General features: G+C 45.4%; 15 protein-coding genes. 10 read left to right on the top strand and 5 right to left on the bottom strand.

Translation table 11 applies throughout. The features are described from left to right. Window positions 1-4: 4 nt before the first annotated feature. The 4 genes from lpcA to AC3E9V_RS25320 all read right to left on the bottom strand — a co-directional run bounded on the left by lpcA (window position 5) and on the right by AC3E9V_RS25320 (window position 4,551). The gene (gene lpcA, locus AC3E9V_RS25335; RefSeq protein WP_488750968.1) at window positions 5-574 is read right to left on the bottom strand and encodes a D-sedoheptulose 7-phosphate isomerase; all 570 of its coding nucleotides are present in this window, start codon (window positions 572-574) and stop codon (window positions 5-7) included. A gap of 14 nt (window positions 575-588) precedes the next feature. Further along, the gene (locus AC3E9V_RS25330) at window positions 589-1,002 is read right to left on the bottom strand and encodes a hypothetical protein (protein WP_488750967.1); all 414 of its coding nucleotides are present in this window, start codon (window positions 1,000-1,002) and stop codon (window positions 589-591) included. 70 nt (window positions 1,003-1,072) lie between these two features. Next, complete coding sequence (locus AC3E9V_RS25325) at window positions 1,073-2,896, bottom strand: ABC transporter ATP-binding protein (RefSeq protein ID WP_488750966.1); 1,824 nt, start codon at window positions 2,894-2,896, stop codon at window positions 1,073-1,075. After that, the gene (locus tag AC3E9V_RS25320; RefSeq protein WP_488750965.1) at window positions 2,896-4,551 is read right to left on the bottom strand and encodes a hypothetical protein; all 1,656 of its coding nucleotides are present in this window, start codon (window positions 4,549-4,551) and stop codon (window positions 2,896-2,898) included. Before AC3E9V_RS25320 ends, AC3E9V_RS25325 begins: the two co-directional genes overlap by 1 nt. A gap of 89 nt (window positions 4,552-4,640) precedes the next feature. On the opposite strand from AC3E9V_RS25320, the gene AC3E9V_RS25315 reads away from it, so the two are divergent. From AC3E9V_RS25315 to pncA, 10 genes are all read left to right on the top strand, one after another. Beyond that, window positions 4,641-4,889 (top strand): type B 50S ribosomal protein L31, encoded by a 249-nt coding sequence (locus AC3E9V_RS25315; protein WP_488750964.1) that lies wholly within the window; start codon window positions 4,641-4,643, stop codon window positions 4,887-4,889. Window positions 4,890-4,989: 100 nt separating this feature from the next. After that, window positions 4,990-6,177: a GlmU family protein gene (locus AC3E9V_RS25310; protein ID WP_488750963.1), complete on the top strand. Its 1,188-nt coding sequence runs from the start codon at window positions 4,990-4,992 to the stop codon at window positions 6,175-6,177. A gap of 3 nt (window positions 6,178-6,180) precedes the next feature. Further along, the gene (locus tag AC3E9V_RS25305; protein WP_488750962.1) at window positions 6,181-7,305 is read left to right on the top strand and encodes a DNA polymerase III subunit; all 1,125 of its coding nucleotides are present in this window, start codon (window positions 6,181-6,183) and stop codon (window positions 7,303-7,305) included. 2 nt (window positions 7,306-7,307) lie between these two features. After that, window positions 7,308-7,739, top strand: a complete 432-nt coding sequence (locus AC3E9V_RS25300) for an ATP-dependent zinc protease family protein (protein WP_488750961.1) — start codon at window positions 7,308-7,310, stop codon at window positions 7,737-7,739. Continuing rightward, on the top strand, window positions 7,740-8,639 hold the full coding sequence (gene rimK / locus AC3E9V_RS25295; protein WP_488750960.1) for a 30S ribosomal protein S6--L-glutamate ligase: 900 nt from the start codon (window positions 7,740-7,742) through the stop codon (window positions 8,637-8,639). 180 nt (window positions 8,640-8,819) lie between these two features. Beyond that, window positions 8,820-9,734, top strand: coding sequence for a hydroxymethylbilane synthase (gene hemC / locus AC3E9V_RS25290; protein ID WP_488750959.1), 915 nt, complete (start codon window positions 8,820-8,822; stop codon window positions 9,732-9,734). A gap of 274 nt (window positions 9,735-10,008) precedes the next feature. After that, complete coding sequence (locus tag AC3E9V_RS25285) at window positions 10,009-10,842, top strand: peptidylprolyl isomerase (RefSeq protein WP_488750958.1); 834 nt, start codon at window positions 10,009-10,011, stop codon at window positions 10,840-10,842. Between the two features lie 3 nt (window positions 10,843-10,845). Continuing rightward, a complete protein-coding gene (locus tag AC3E9V_RS25280; RefSeq protein ID WP_488750957.1) occupies window positions 10,846-11,736 on the top strand; it encodes an SDR family oxidoreductase in 891 nt (296 codons plus the stop codon). Between the two features lie 85 nt (window positions 11,737-11,821). Further along, window positions 11,822-13,234 carry a nicotinate phosphoribosyltransferase gene (locus tag AC3E9V_RS25275; RefSeq protein ID WP_488750956.1) on the top strand — a complete coding sequence of 471 codons (1,413 nt, stop codon included), beginning with the start codon at window positions 11,822-11,824 and terminating at the stop codon, window positions 13,232-13,234. A 2-nt stretch (window positions 13,235-13,236) separates the two neighbouring features. Next, entirely contained in the window at window positions 13,237-13,842 is a 606-nt protein-coding gene (pncA, locus tag AC3E9V_RS25270) for a bifunctional nicotinamidase/pyrazinamidase (RefSeq protein ID WP_488750955.1), read from the top strand. Between the two features lie 50 nt (window positions 13,843-13,892). Here pncA and AC3E9V_RS25265 read toward each other — a convergent pair whose 3' ends face one another. Then, a complete protein-coding gene (locus tag AC3E9V_RS25265; protein ID WP_488750954.1) occupies window positions 13,893-14,429 on the bottom strand; it encodes an RNA methyltransferase in 537 nt (178 codons plus the stop codon). Window position 14,430: the final 1 nt, after the last annotated feature.

Here is a 14,430-nt window from a genome sequence, read left to right as displayed (position 1 = left end):
TTAACTAAACAGCCTCTTCAATCAGCTGAATTAAAATATGGATTACTTTGATGTGCACTTCCTGAATTCGGTCGGAATAGCCAAAGTGCGGAACATTGACCTCTACATCCGCCAGGTCAGCCAGCTTACCACCATCATGCCCGGTTAGAGCCACCACCTTTATCCCTTTCTCGTGAGCAGCATGTACGGCGTTTAGGATGTTTTGGGAGTTGCCACTGGTGCTGATAGCTAAAAAGGCATCATCAGGACGGCCAAGGCTTTCAATAAAACGAGAAAAAACCGCATCAAAACCATAGTCATTAGCCACACAGCTCATATGGGTAGCATCTGAAATGGCTAAGGCTGGCAGGGATTTTCGGTCTTCTCTAAATCTTCCGGTTAGCTCTTCGGCAAAATGCATGGCATCACAATGAGATCCTCCATTGCCGGCAGCAATAATTTTGCCGCCGTTTTTGATGCATGCTGAAAGTAGCACGGCCGCTTCCTCAACAGCCCGGAGGTTTTTATCATCAGAAAGAAAGGCGTCAAGCGTTTTTTGTGCTTCTTGGAGTTCGGCCAGGATGGTTTTCTTCATACCAAATGCCCGACCTAAGCTAGTTTGTATTCGTCTTCCTTGTCCTCTTCTCCTTCATCCTCATCGTTCTCATTATCCGGGTCACTCTTGCTCACCTCCTCGTCTTCCTCATCATCCTCTGGTTCAGCGTGTGAGTCCTGAGTCCGATCATAAAGCTTTGCCTTTAGTCGCAAAACTTCCTCTTCTGCCTGACGAACCTTGCGGCGCATGGTAATGAGGTGAAAGTTTTCAGAAACCAGCTCTGTGATCATCAGGATACTGACGACCAGTAGCAGATATAAAAGGTATTCCGGTAGCTTTCTAAGCATGGTAAAATCCACCTTTTCCTTGTAAACATCCATGTTGGCCAGGATATCTATACTGAAATAGAGTACCAGAAAGGCGATCACCAGGTATACCGGATAAAAAAATATTTTGAACTTTCTCATTTGCTCGCTTATAATAGGGCGAAAAGTTAGAAAATTAATTGTGTCTCATCTAATCTTTTTGGATGAAGGCTTAAAAAGCCTGTATCTCCGAGAGCTTTTTATACAAACCGCTGGTTCGGGTCAATGTTTTATGAGTGCCTTCCTGAACAATTTCTCCATTATCTATTACGAGGATTTTGTCTGCATGTTGGACAGTGCTGATGCGGTGGGCAATAATAATGGCTGTCCGGTCTTTCATCAGGTTGGTGATGGCCTGCTGAACGGCCTTTTCGGATTCTGAATCCAGCGAGCTTGTGGCTTCATCCAGAATCAGTATGGGAGGGTTTTTGAGGATGGCTCGCGCTATGCTGATGCGCTGTCGCTGGCCGCCGGAGAGCTTGTTGCCCCGTTCACCAATATTGGTGTGGTATCCATTATCCATTTCCGTAATAAACTCATGAGCATTGGCAATTTTTGCAGCATTTTCTATGGCTTCCTGCGATGCGGTTTCTGTCCCGAAAGCAATATTGCTTTCCACTGTGTCATTAAACAGAATGGTTTCCTGGCTGACTACGCCGATCAGGTTCAGCAAGTCATCTGACCGCAGGTCTCTCAGGTCCTGACCATCCAGAAGTATCCTCCCGGCCGAGGGGTCATAGAACCGCAGAATGAGATCCGTAAGTGTGGATTTTCCTCCCCCGGAAGGACCTACCAGTGCCACAGCCGATCCTTTTTTGATTTCTAAATTGATGTTTTTGAGGACGGGTTTTTGCTCGTATGAGAAGCTTACATGCTCAAATTGTATCCCACTATCAAAGGACTTTACGGGCTTAGCGTTTTTCTTATCCTTTATTACAGGTTGAGTATCCAGGAGTTCAAATACCCGCTCCCCGGCAGCTACACCTCGATTTACAGTCCCAAAAGCTGCGGAAAGCGCTTTTGCCGGATTGAGCACCTGGGCGAAGATGAGGAGGAAGCCAATAAATTCTGCTGCATCAAGTGAAGATGAGTCGTTCAGTACCATGGTGCCACCGATCAGCAGGATCATACTTAGCACAGACACTCCCAGAAACTCCGAGAGCGGCGCAGCAAGGTTGGATCGGGTGGCCATTTTGAAGTTGTAGCGGGCATACTGATTGATATTTCGCCGAAATTTTCCCATCATGTAATTGATAGCCCCAAAAGCTTTTATGATCCGCATCCCGCTCAGGCTTTCGTCCAGTGAGCTGTTAATTTTTCCCAGTGCCCGCTGAGATTTTGTGGCGCTCCGTTTAAGGTGTTTTGTTAAAATAGATATTAACGTGCCGGAGATCGGGATCAGGATCAACGTGTACAAAGTTAGCTGGTAAGACATGCTGAAAAGCGCAATGAAATAGCCCAGGATCAGGAACGGTTCCCGGATGAAAACTTTCAGAGATTGAACTATTGATTGTTCTACTTCCGTTACGTCTCCTGTTATCCTTGAAATAATGTCCCCTTTGCGGTGCTCGGTAAAATAGGACAGCTCCAGCTGAACGATATGCTGGTACAGTGCATTGCGGAGGTTACGGATCAGGTTTACCCGGATCCTGGCAACGATCAGCTGGGATAAATACCTGAACAGGTTGGAAAGGAAAACAGACCCTATAGCCACTCCGCATATAAAGTAGAGGGCATAGACCTTTCCTTTGACTTCCATCAGCTGGGTAAGCTGGTAATAAAAAAGGTTTTTGAAATATGAAATGGTAAATGAAAACTCAGGAAGCTGATGTACCAGTTGTGCCTCGGAGGTTTCAAAAAGCACCTGTAAGAGTGGGATCATCACCGCAAAATTGACCACACTGAAGATGGTTGCCAGCACTATCAGTACCAGGTACTGTGGAGCATACCAGCCAAGCGGTCGTGCATAACCTAATATTCTGAAAAAGGTGCTCATCAGAACAGATAACTTCTATCCGGGAAATTCCATCTCAAAGAGACAGAAAAAACAGAAGAGTTAAAATCTTCAGCCGCGGATTCAGAGGATTCATTTCTCCAGATCCCGTTAAGGTTGAGGAGCATGTTGTGATAAAGCTGATAACTAGCCTGTCCTCTGATCATCACCAGATCAGTTTTATCGCCCTGCAGCAAATTATTGTCGTAATCACCCGGCCGGTTTGCCGGCAGGTAAGGTTCCAGAATGTCCCTGCCATAGCTTAAATTATTCTGATCATTTCCGTATTGCGCCACAAGAATATCACCCTCCAATCTCAATTTTGGGAGTGGTCGATAATTCAATGAGAATAAAAGCTCCCGGAAGTTGGCCCCCAATGGGTGAGCCAGCGCCAGGTTGTAGTGGCTGTACGAAGTGAAATTTGTTTCGTGACTATACACATAAGGCCGTACCTGGTTCCATTCGGCCTGGGCATGGAGATTGGCAATGCCAAATACGTCGAAGTACTTTGCGCCAAGTTGGAAACCCTGCTTGTTTCCCCACCAGCCGGTACGGTTGATAGCCTCTTTTATAACAAGCTCATCAATCACTAACTGTCCGTAGAGTGAGATCCGGTTCCAGAGGTTCCATTTAAAATCTGCCCCGATGATCACATTATCGGCACTTCCATCCTGCTGCTCGAGCGCCCTGTAGAAGATCACCGGGTTCATGTATTCAATCTTTAGATTATTGTCTACTGAGTCACCATAGATGACTGACTCAAACAGGCCTACGGTCAGGGTTGGTTTAATTTGAACACTCAGGTGATGATTGGTCAGGTATTTTTTAGTAAATGCTCCCGTTCCCTGCAGACCAAAAGTGCCGCCCTGTGTTTCACCTACCATCTGAGCGAAAATGTTGGTGTACTGGATTTTCCAGATTCGGGTGTTGAGCCTCAGATAGGGGTAGTTATTACCAAAATCAGAGAGGATTAATGAACGTCGGCCATCCCCTATAAAGTGCTTGCCATACCCAAATTGAGCGCCGATGTGTCTGGAGATATTAAAGTCTACATAGGCCTTTGCCCGCAGGAAGTCCACTCCGGTTTCCTGGTACTGTTTCCAAAATCCTTCGTACGGAACCCCCAGTGTGGTATCGGTTACATTTCGCACATACATGGGGTATCGAGCCTGGTTTTCCGTCAGCATGGTATAGAAGCTCACCTTGTCATCTATGGTACCCCGAACCTCCAGCCCGCGGTAGTTCTCGAAAATTATATCCTCCGTGTTAGAATCTTTCCCTCCACCCAATACTACAATGGGATTGATATGCAGATCCAGGTCGGGATCCTGATAAGCATAAAAATCAGATGAGTACTTGAAGAGGGTATTCCATAAGGGCCTGGGGTTTTCAGGTACACTATCCAGATACTCTCTCGTTTCCAGTTTCATGAAGCTGAGATTATACCTTTCCACGGTGTTCTGTGGCTTCAGGCTCCGGGTTTGTGTGGAGATATACCTTCTTGAGATTGGTTTGATAGTGGTAAAAACTCCCGATTCGGATCGGACATCCCATTTGTCCAGAATGGAATATGCGGTGGAATTTAAAGGGATATCAGTGGACTGCGCAGCTAAATAGCTGGTTGTCAGGAGAAGAAAAAAGGAGATAAGGTGCTTCACGTTGTAAAAATATTAAAAAAGGTACTTTTGATTGTCGTAGATTTTATTCTATCTTTGCATTCCTTTTTAAAAAGAAGCAGATAACAATTATGAAAAAGGACATTCATCCGGAATACAAAGAAGTGGTTTTTTTAGATACTACCAGTGATTTTAAGTTTCTGACAAAATCGACTATGACGAGCGACGAAACGATCAAGTGGGAAGATGGTAATGAATATCCATTGATCAAAATAGAAGTTAGCTCTGCATCTCATCCGTTTTACACTGGAAAGAAGATCTTTTTGGATACTGCAGGTCGAGTGGAGAAATTCAACAAGAAGTACAAGAAAAGCAAGTAGTTATATACATATATCAAGTAATTGAGAGTCTTCAGGGTTATCCTGAAGACTTTTTTCGTTTAATGCCACAATGGAATCATGAAGGTTTTATTTTTGCTGCATGAGTATTCTTTTTGTGGATCAGCCGCAAGCCAGAAAACGGCTACACCCTCTCACCTTTACCCGACCTGTTGCTGACCTGCGGGTTGGTATTTTGACTTTAGCTGAAAAATGGATCAGGTATTTACAGGTTGATGAGTTTGGATTTTTTACAGAAGCTTATCTACAGGCTAAATTTCAGAGAATTACTCCCGGGAATGATTCTTATTGGGTTGTTGATGGCATTTTACCTACAGTACCTTTAGTGGAGAAAGTAAAGGCCCTTAAACCGGGAGAAGCCCTTTACCAGGGAAAGCAATTGTTAGTTGCAAGGGGTGCAGAGAACCCAACGGAGGCAGATTACCTGAAAATAGAGTTTTCAGACCAATCAACGCAGACCATAACGAGAACCTGGGACATCTTTCGCCTAAATGGTCAGGAGATCAGAGCTGATTATGAGCTGATAACGAAAGGAAGATCACCACGGAAAATCGAGGATCCGTATACGATCACTTACGGTGAAAATATTTTTCTGGAAGAGGGTGTGAAAGTAAAAGCGGCCATTTTAAATGCCGAAAACGGACCTATCTACATAGGTAAGAATGCCGAAATACAAGAAGGCGCCATGATCCGCGGACCTTTTGCGCTTGGGGAGTCGAGTGTGGTGAGTATGGGTACTAAGGTAAGAGGTGATAGTTCCACAGGGCCGTACTGTAAGATCGGAGGGGAGATCTCTAACAGTGTCTTGTGGGGGTATAGTAACAAGGCGCATGATGGGTTTTTGGGCAATTCGGTGATCGGTCAGTGGTGTAACCTGGGTGCAGGCACCAACAATTCAAACCTTAAGAATAACTACGATCCGGTGAGCATGTGGGACTATGAGCACGAGACATTCATGAAAACCGACATGCAGTTTTGCGGGCTCATCATGGGCGACCACAGCAAGTCTGCGATCAACACCATGTTTAATACAGGGACTACCGTGGGAGTGGCGGTTAATACGTTCGGAGAAGGTTTCCCACGAAGTATGATCCCCTCATTTTCCTGGGGGGGCGCCAGTGGTTTTGTTACCCATCACATTCGTAAAGCGTTGATCACTGCCAAAATTGTGATGCAACGAAGAAATATCGAGCTCTATGAACCTGATAAAGCCATCCTAAACCATATCTTTGACTCCACCGCCCGATCCCGGGTTTGGGAAAACGAATGATCTATGCAGTTTGCTGAAATACCCGGACTGACCGAGATAAAAGAATCGCTGGTTGCCTCGTATAAAAACAACCATATTGCTCACGCACAGCTTTTTAATAGTGCTGTAGGTGGTGGCGGACTGCCAATGGCTCTGGCGTTTGCTACCTTTTTGCTTTGTGAAAACAAGCAGGAGGACGACTCTTGCGGTCAATGTCCTGCCTGCCAGAAAATGGCCCATCTGGTACATCCGGATGTTCATTTCTTTTACCCCAAGCCTTCAGCAAGTAAATCAACCGAATATGATAAACTGTATGCTGAAACGCTGAAAAAATGGCGGGAATTTGCCTCACAAAAACCATACGGCAACATTGATGACTGGGTGAATTTTAACGGATATGAAAATAAAAATGTGCTGATCTCCAAAGAGGATAGCCGCAAAGTGATCAGGACAGTCAGCATGAAATCTTTCGAGGGGAACTTCAAAGTCCTGATCATGTGGTATCCGGAGTTTATGCACCCCTCAGCTGCTAATGGTATCCTGAAGGTTTTGGAAGAGCCGCCCACTCAAACCATTTACCTGCTGGTGAGCTATGCTTATGACAGCTTGCTGGCCACTATCAAATCAAGAACCCAGATATTTACGATACCTCCTTTTAAAGAGGGATCCATAAAAGAATATCTTATCAGCGAAAAGGAAGCAGTGCCGGAGACCGCTGAGAAGATCGGTAGGTTGGCTGGAGGAAGCCTGGGTAAGGCTATTGATGAGCTGGACAATGCAGGGTCGGTTGCTTATCAGAAATTTCAGAGCTGGATGAGGGTGTGTCTGAGCGGTGATTATACAGAAATGGTAAAGCTCACCGAGCAGTTTTCTCAAAGCCCCAAACCAGCTCAGCGCAACGAACTCGAATTTGCCATCTCGCTCATTCGGGAATCAATATTATCTAAAGTTGACGATGAAGCTCTGATGTCTCGTGAAGGAGAAGAAGGTGTTTTTATCAAAAAGTTTGGAGGATTTGCTTCTTTAGAGGTATTGGAAAAGATCTACCAGTCGATGGGAGATAGCCTGACTCAGCTACAGCGGAACGCAAATGCCAAGATTACGTTTATGAATCTTTCATTGGCTTGCAGTCAATTGCTCAGATCCTGATTATGAAAAAGAAAGTGATAGGACGTTCGGACAAGGTTGACCTCCCGGAGCTTGGCATAGAAGCCGCAAAAGCTAAAATCGATACCGGGGCATACACCTCTTCTATCCATTGTAAAAAGATCAGGGTCAAAGATGAAGTGCTGAGCTTTTACCTGCCTATAGAGATCCGGGGTAAATCCGTGATCAAAAAGTTTCAAACCAAGCTCTTTACCCAGAAGACGATTAAAAGTTCTAATGGTAAGTCGGAAATACGCTACATTATCAAAACACACATCATCCTGTTTGGCAAAAGTTATCTGACCGAATTTTCCCTGTCAGACAGGAGTTTAATGAAAAACCCCATTCTTCTCGGCCGAAAACTCCTGAAGGATCGTTTTATAGTAGATGTCTCAGAGAAGAATCTTTCTTATGAACAGACCAAAAATCATGAATAAATGAAACTGGGGATTTTATCCAGAAAAAAGGATTTGTATTCTACTCGCAGGCTTGTGGAGGCTGCTGAAGAAAGAGGTCATGAAGTACAAGTCATAGATCACCTTAAGTGTGATATGATGATTCAGCGAAATGACCTGGAAATGTACTACGAAGGTGAACCTCTTAAGGATTTTGATGCCATTATCCCCAGAATAGGAGCGTCTGTAACCTTTTACGGTACTGCTGTCGTTCGTCAGTTTGAAATGATGGATGTATTCAGTGCCAACAGGTCGCTGGCGATCACTCGATCCAGAGATAAGCTCCGAAGCATGCAGATGCTGGCTGCGGCGGGGTTGGGATTGCCGCGAACGGCCTTTACAAACTATTCGAAAGAAGAAAAACAGATTGTTCAAAGGCTGGGTGGAGCGCCACTGATCATTAAACTCCTTGAGGGTACCCAGGGGCTGGGTGTAGTGTTGGCGGAGACCATTAAAGCTGCCAAATCTGTGATTGAGGCGTTTCACGGACTCAAAGCACGTATTATCGTTCAGGAGTTTATCAGAGAAGCCAAGGCGGCAGATATTCGGGCTTTTGTAGTGGATGGTGAGGTGGTGGGCGCTATGAAGCGTCAGGGTAAGGAAGGAGAGTTTCGGTCTAATCTCCACCGGGGAGGCACATCAGAGCTGATCAAACTCAAGCGATCAGAAAAAACTGCTGCCATTAAAGCAGCGGATACTATGGGGCTGAAAATAGCCGGAGTGGACATGCTCCAATCTGACCGTGGTCCGTTGATTCTGGAGGTTAACAGCTCCCCGGGCCTGGAAGGGATTGAAAAAGCCACTGAAAAAGATATCGCTGGCAAGATCATTGAATATGTAGAGCGGAATTACCAAAAGCGAAGGACAAAGAAACACGCATGATTTTTTAACCTCAGAGATATCAAAGAGTTTCACAGAGAGATCGAAGGATGGGTGAAATAAATCAAATAACAAATCAACGTATTTAGGTTGAAGAACAGGGGTATTCGTCGGCTAATAAATAAATACTATGCTCAGAGTAACTCTGCGTGATTATCAGATTTCTCTGCGGTTAGAATAAATATGGAAGAAAAAATCAAAATAGGAACTCGAAAAAGCAAGCTTGCTCTTTGGCAGGCAGAATATGTGGCGGAGATGCTTGAAGCCGGAGGTATTCCGACGGAATTGGTATTGATGGAAACGAAAGGAGATAAAGTCCTTGATGTTTCTATTGCCAAAATTGGCAGCAAAGGGGTTTTCACCGAGGAGCTCGAAGATCAGCTAAGCTCGGGAGCAATTGATATAGCTGTGCACAGTGCTAAAGATATGCAATCCACGCTTCCGGAGGGATTCGAAATCATTGCTTTTACAGAACGCGAAAAGGTCAACGATGTGATCATTGGCGACAAACCCATTGACCTGAATGCCGAGGTAGTTCTGGGTACCTCGTCTACCCGGCGAGTTGCATTGTTTCAGCATTTTTATCCCAAAGTGAAAACAGTGGAAGTCCGGGGAAATTTGCAAACACGGATCAAAAAGATGCAGGATGGGCTGTGTGATGGACTGGTGCTGGCCTATGCCGGAGTACATCGTATGGGTTATGATGATATGGTTCGGGTAGAGCTGCCTTTAGAAAAATTCATCCCGGCTGTTGGTCAGGGGAGCGTAGCTGTGGAGGCTCATGAATCCCTGTCTGGTGAAAAAAGATCCGCCATCCGTGACCTGGTAAATGATAATCAGGCGGAGAAGAGGCTTTTGGCCGAAAGAGCCTACCTGGCTAAGTTGGAGGGTGGTTGCAGTATACCGGTTTTTGCTTTGGCTCACTTAAATGGTGATGATCTTAAAATTTCCGGGGGGATCGTAAGCCTCGATGGCTCGGAGCGAATAGTTAAATCCATTACAGGAATTGATCCTAAAGCCGTGGGAGAAAAACTAGCTGATGAAGTACTTTCTGCAGGCGGAGGTAGCATTTTAGCTGCAATTCGTCGTGAGCTTTGACCCAAAATTGTCATTGGAAAATGACAATACTGACGCTTAGGGTCAGTACAGGTTTGACGAAAAAGTGGATTTATTGTTTGATACTCCACTTTTTGTCAGGTGATGACGTTTCAGTCACACCCTGACTTTACGTCACGGGGTTAACCTCGACGATCCCGACGTTTATTGTCGGGATCGTCGACCCCTCGGGATTTGTGTTGACAAATCCAGGTTTGAGTCTCCAAACGATCGGTTATCTTTGAAATCAAAATCAATAAGAAAAACCAATAGACTGATGAAAAAACTAGTTATAGCAGCTTTTGTGCTCATGGTCGCATTGTCCGCCTGCAACAGTAATAAGGATTATGTAGTGACTATTCATACCGAATATGGCGACATGAAGGCTATATTATATGAAGAGACTCCATTGCATAAGAAAAACTTCATTGAGCTGGCCAGGTCCGGAGCATATGACAGTACCACGTGGCATAGGGTCATGCAAGATTTCATGATCCAGGGTGGGGATGTTTATGCCAAAGAGGGCAGCCAGGAACCTGCTGAGGATAGAATACCTGCTGAGATAGTCGATGGTTTTTATCATACCAAAGGAGCTTTGGCTGCTGCTCGTCAGGGTGATCAGGTAAATCCTGAAAAGAAATCTTCCGGTGCCCAGTTTTATATCATCGACGGCCGCAAGTTTACTGAGAAGGAACTTACAACGGACCAGTACAAGTTGAATCAGGCCATCAGTCAGATGCTTCAGGATGACCAATATGACAGCCTTCGTCAGATGTTTGTTGAGCTTCAGCAGCAAGGTGATGGCCAGGCGATGAATCAGCTGGCCCTGGATTGCAAGGGATATGTAGAACAGGAGATGGGTATAGATGTCGGTGTTGACGTAGATCCGAAGAGACTGGAATTATATACAACGACAGATGGCGCTCCACACCTGGATAATGAATACACCATATTTGGAAGAGTTGTGGAAGGCCTTGGAGTAATTGATAAAATAGCTGGTGTGATGAAGAATGGCAGTAAACCAGTAAAAGACACCTACATCACTATGGATGTGGAAATGGTTCCTAAAAAGCAAATTACAGAGAAGTACGGATATGAATATCCGGAGTAATCCATGAGAGTTCTCGTAACCGGCGCCAATGGCTTACTCGGTCAGAAGCTCGTGAAGCTGTTGGCGCCTGAAGTTACCCTGTATGCTACGGGAAGGGGGCCTGACCGGAACCCGGAAGGAGAGCGATACACCTACCTTTCAGCGGATCTTACCAATAAAACACAGGTAAAAAAGTTAATTGATGCTTCTAAGCCTGAAGTAGTCATTCACTGTGCCGCAATGACCCAGGTAGATGAGTGCGAACAAAACAGGGAAGCGTGCCGGGCAGTTAATGTCACAGCTACGGAATACCTTCTCAAAGCTTGTCAGGGTCAGAATGTGTTTTTCCTGTACTTGTCTACGGATTTCGTCTTTGACGGAACGAAACTTTCCCTTAACGAATCTGAGATACCAAATCCCATCAGCTTTTATGGAGAAAGTAAACTGAAAGCTGAGCAGCTGGTTCAGGCCAGCCAACTAAAATGGGCCATCGTCCGGACCGTGCTTGTTTATGGTGTTGCGCACGATATGAGCCGGTCCAATATTATCCTTTGGGTGAAGAAGAGCCTGGAACAAAACCAGACCATCAAGGTAGTCAACGATCAGTACAGGACCCCTACTCTTGCGGAGGATCTGGCTGAAGGCTGTCGGCTGATTGTGAGGGATCGGCATGAGGGCATTTTTCATATCTCGGGAGATGAGACGCTAACCCCGTATGACATTGCCGTAAAAACCGCTGAGTTTTTTAACCTGGACAAGGGGCTTATTACTCCCGTGGACGCATCTACTTTTACTCAGCCCGGAAAGCGTCCGCCAAAGACGGGGTTTAATATCACGAAAGCAAAGACAGTGCTGGGTTTCAGGCCGCATTCATTCGAAGAAGGACTGAAAGTCTTAGCAGAGCAGCTTGCATGAGGTAGCCATCACCGGACTGCCGAAAGTCATTCGTTTTTCCTCAACAATACCCTAACTTTCCTGTTGCAACAACAAAGGCAGGAACATGTCACTGATCACTCAGAATTTAGGGCTATACACGGATTTTTATGAGCTGACTATGGCTCAGGGTTATTATCTGAATGATCGACATAAGACTCCTGCTACCTTTGACTATTTTTTTCGAAAAAATCCTTTTGGAGGTGGTTTTACCTTGTTTGCCGGGCTTGAAGAAGTTCTGGACGGGCTGGAAAACTTCCGGTTTGAGCAAGATGGTCTGAGGTTTCTACAGGAAGAGACAGGGCTGGATAAACGATTTGTTGAATACCTTAAAGACTTTGAATTCAGAGGAGCGATCCATGCTGTTCAGGAAGGTGATCTGGTCTTTCCCGGAGCCCCGGTTTTACGGGTGGATGGCACCATCCTGGAAGCTCAGCTGGTAGAAACCTTTTTACTGAATGTACTGAATTTTCAATCGCTCATTGCTACCAAGGCCGCCCGGATCTGTTATGCAGCACGCGGAAAATCTGTTATAGACTTTGGTCTAAGGAGGGCGCAAGGGTACGGTGGTATCCAGGCTTCCAGGGCAGCAGCTATTGATGGAGCAGTAAGCACCAGCAATGTATATGCAGGTCTGAAATATGGACTAACACCGGCAGGTACACAGGCACACTCGTGGATCATGGCCTATGAAAGTGAGCTGGAATCATTTCGAGCATTTGCCCGGGCTTTTCCGGACAAGTGCATTTTGCTGGTAGATACATACAACACTTTAAAAAGTGGGGTTCCAAATGCCATAAAAGTGGCTAAAGAGATGGAGGAGAGAGGCCATAAAATGAAGGGGATCCGTCTGGATAGTGGTGACCTGGCGTATCTCAGCAAGCGATCGAGAAAGATGCTTGATGAAGCAGGGTTAGACTATGTGAAGATTGTGGTTTCCAATCAGCTGGATGAGCATCTGATTAAAAGTTTATTTGATCAGGGAGCCCCTATCGATGTATTTGGCGTAGGTACCTCTTTAGTCACCGGCCAGCCGGATGCCGCACTTGACGGTGTGTATAAGCTGGCCATGAGTGATGATCAGCCAAGGATCAAACTCTCTGAAAACATTGAGAAAATCACTTTGCCAGGAAGGAAAAGGGTAACCCGGCTGAGTGATCAGGAGGGCTTTTATGCAGATGTGGTACAGCTTGAAAATGAGTCAAAATCAGGGATGGCTTATCATCCGATTTATCCGGATAAGTTTTTTGATGCTTCGGGATATTCCAGGGAGCCCTTACTTCATTCGGTAATGGAAAATGGTAAACGGACCCGGGCGAAGCGTTCCGTTCAGGAGATCAGCACATTCGCAAGCGAACGATTGGAGCTACTGCCTGATGAGTACAAGCGATTTGAAAATCCGCATACCTACAAAGTCAGTATCAGTGAGGAGTTAAAACGGTTAAGAGATCAGATTATAAAGAACGTGAAAAGCAGCTAACTATGAAGGCTTTATTGATAGTGGACGTACAGTACGATTTTTTGCCGGGAGGAGCATTGGAGGTCAGAAACGGGGACGAGATCATCCCTGTGATCAACCGGCTCCAGGAGAAATTTGACCTGGTGGTGGCTACACAGGACTGGCACCCGCAGAACCATGGGAGCTTTGCTTCCAACCACGGAGGGAAAAAACCTTTTGAAATGGGGGAGCTGGATGGTGAAGAGCAGGTGATGTGGCCTGATCACTGCGTGCAGGGCACCACTGGATCTGAGTTATCAAAGAAACTTCATATTGGTAGGATCGAGGCGATTTTCCGAAAGGGTACAGACCCAAAAATAGACAGCTACTCAGCCTTTTATGACAATAAGCATAAGAAGAAAACGGGCCTGACAGACTATCTAAAAGGCCGTGGGATTGGTGAAGTTTATGTCACCGGACTAGCAGGAGATTTTTGTGTGTATTTCACTGCAAAGGACGCTGTGCAGGAAGGGTTTAAGACCGTTTTAGTAGATGATGCCACTCGTCCTTTAGATCCGGATAAGTTTGACGAGCTTAAGAAAGAGTTGATAGAAGCCGGAGGCAGTGTAGTGAGTTCGGAAAGTATTTAACGTTTCAGGTATTCCGAAAAACGCATCATTTTAAAAGAGACTAATGCTTGCTATAGGAATGCTTTAGTCTTGGCTACAAAATCCCAGGCAATTACCCCTACAGAGACCGAAATATTTAGAGAGTGCTTAGATCCGAATTGGGGTATTTCCAGAACTATATCCGATGCTTTCACCACTTTTTCTTTCACCCCAAACACTTCGTTTCCAAACACAAAAGCATATTTTTGATTTGGTTCAGGCAAGAATTCATTAAGCGAAGTACTCTGATCGGCTTGCTCCACTGAGCAGATAGTCCATCCATCTGATTTCAGCTCATCAATCAGACTGTTAATGTCTTTTTTATGCTCCCAGTTTACCGTTTCTGTCGCTCCGAGGGCGGTTTTATTGATATCACGATGTGGAGGTTTTCCAGTAATGCCACAAAGCCATATTTTTTCAACCCGAAATGCATCTGCGGTTCGGAAGGCGCTGCCCACATTATTCAGGCTGCGAATATCGTCCAGGACAATGCATGCATTCAATTTTTCCGCTTTTTTAAATGCTTCCGGTTCCAGGCGATCTAGCTCTTCGTTTTTAAGTTTTCGCATC

The sequence above is a fragment of the Marinoscillum sp. HNIBRBA16962 genome (assembly GCF_057801515.1).
The sequence above is the reverse complement of the archived record's forward strand: the minus strand, read 5'-3'. Positions and strand labels throughout refer to the sequence as shown.

Coding starts and splice junctions, on each gene's coding strand:
- lpcA (WP_488750968.1), bottom strand. CDS start 574: ATGAAGAAAACCATCCTGGCCGAACTCCAAGAAGCACAAAAAACGCTT.
- AC3E9V_RS25330 (WP_488750967.1), bottom strand. CDS start 1,002: ATGAGAAAGTTCAAAATATTTTTTTATCCGGTATACCTGGTGATCGCC.
- AC3E9V_RS25275 (WP_488750956.1), top strand. CDS start 11,822: ATGTCACTGATCACTCAGAATTTAGGGCTATACACGGATTTTTATGAG.
- AC3E9V_RS25325 (WP_488750966.1), bottom strand. CDS start 2,896: ATGAGCACCTTTTTCAGAATATTAGGTTATGCACGACCGCTTGGCTGG.
- AC3E9V_RS25310 (WP_488750963.1), top strand. CDS start 4,990: ATGAGTATTCTTTTTGTGGATCAGCCGCAAGCCAGAAAACGGCTACAC.
- AC3E9V_RS25305 (WP_488750962.1), top strand. CDS start 6,181: ATGCAGTTTGCTGAAATACCCGGACTGACCGAGATAAAAGAATCGCTG.
- AC3E9V_RS25315 (WP_488750964.1), top strand. CDS start 4,641: ATGAAAAAGGACATTCATCCGGAATACAAAGAAGTGGTTTTTTTAGAT.
- AC3E9V_RS25285 (WP_488750958.1), top strand. CDS start 10,009: ATGAAAAAACTAGTTATAGCAGCTTTTGTGCTCATGGTCGCATTGTCC.
- AC3E9V_RS25300 (WP_488750961.1), top strand. CDS start 7,308: ATGAAAAAGAAAGTGATAGGACGTTCGGACAAGGTTGACCTCCCGGAG.
- pncA (WP_488750955.1), top strand. CDS start 13,237: ATGAAGGCTTTATTGATAGTGGACGTACAGTACGATTTTTTGCCGGGA.
- AC3E9V_RS25265 (WP_488750954.1), bottom strand. CDS start 14,429: ATGCGAAAACTTAAAAACGAAGAGCTAGATCGCCTGGAACCGGAAGCA.
- hemC (WP_488750959.1), top strand. CDS start 8,820: ATGGAAGAAAAAATCAAAATAGGAACTCGAAAAAGCAAGCTTGCTCTT.
- rimK (WP_488750960.1), top strand. CDS start 7,740: ATGAAACTGGGGATTTTATCCAGAAAAAAGGATTTGTATTCTACTCGC.
- AC3E9V_RS25280 (WP_488750957.1), top strand. CDS start 10,846: ATGAGAGTTCTCGTAACCGGCGCCAATGGCTTACTCGGTCAGAAGCTC.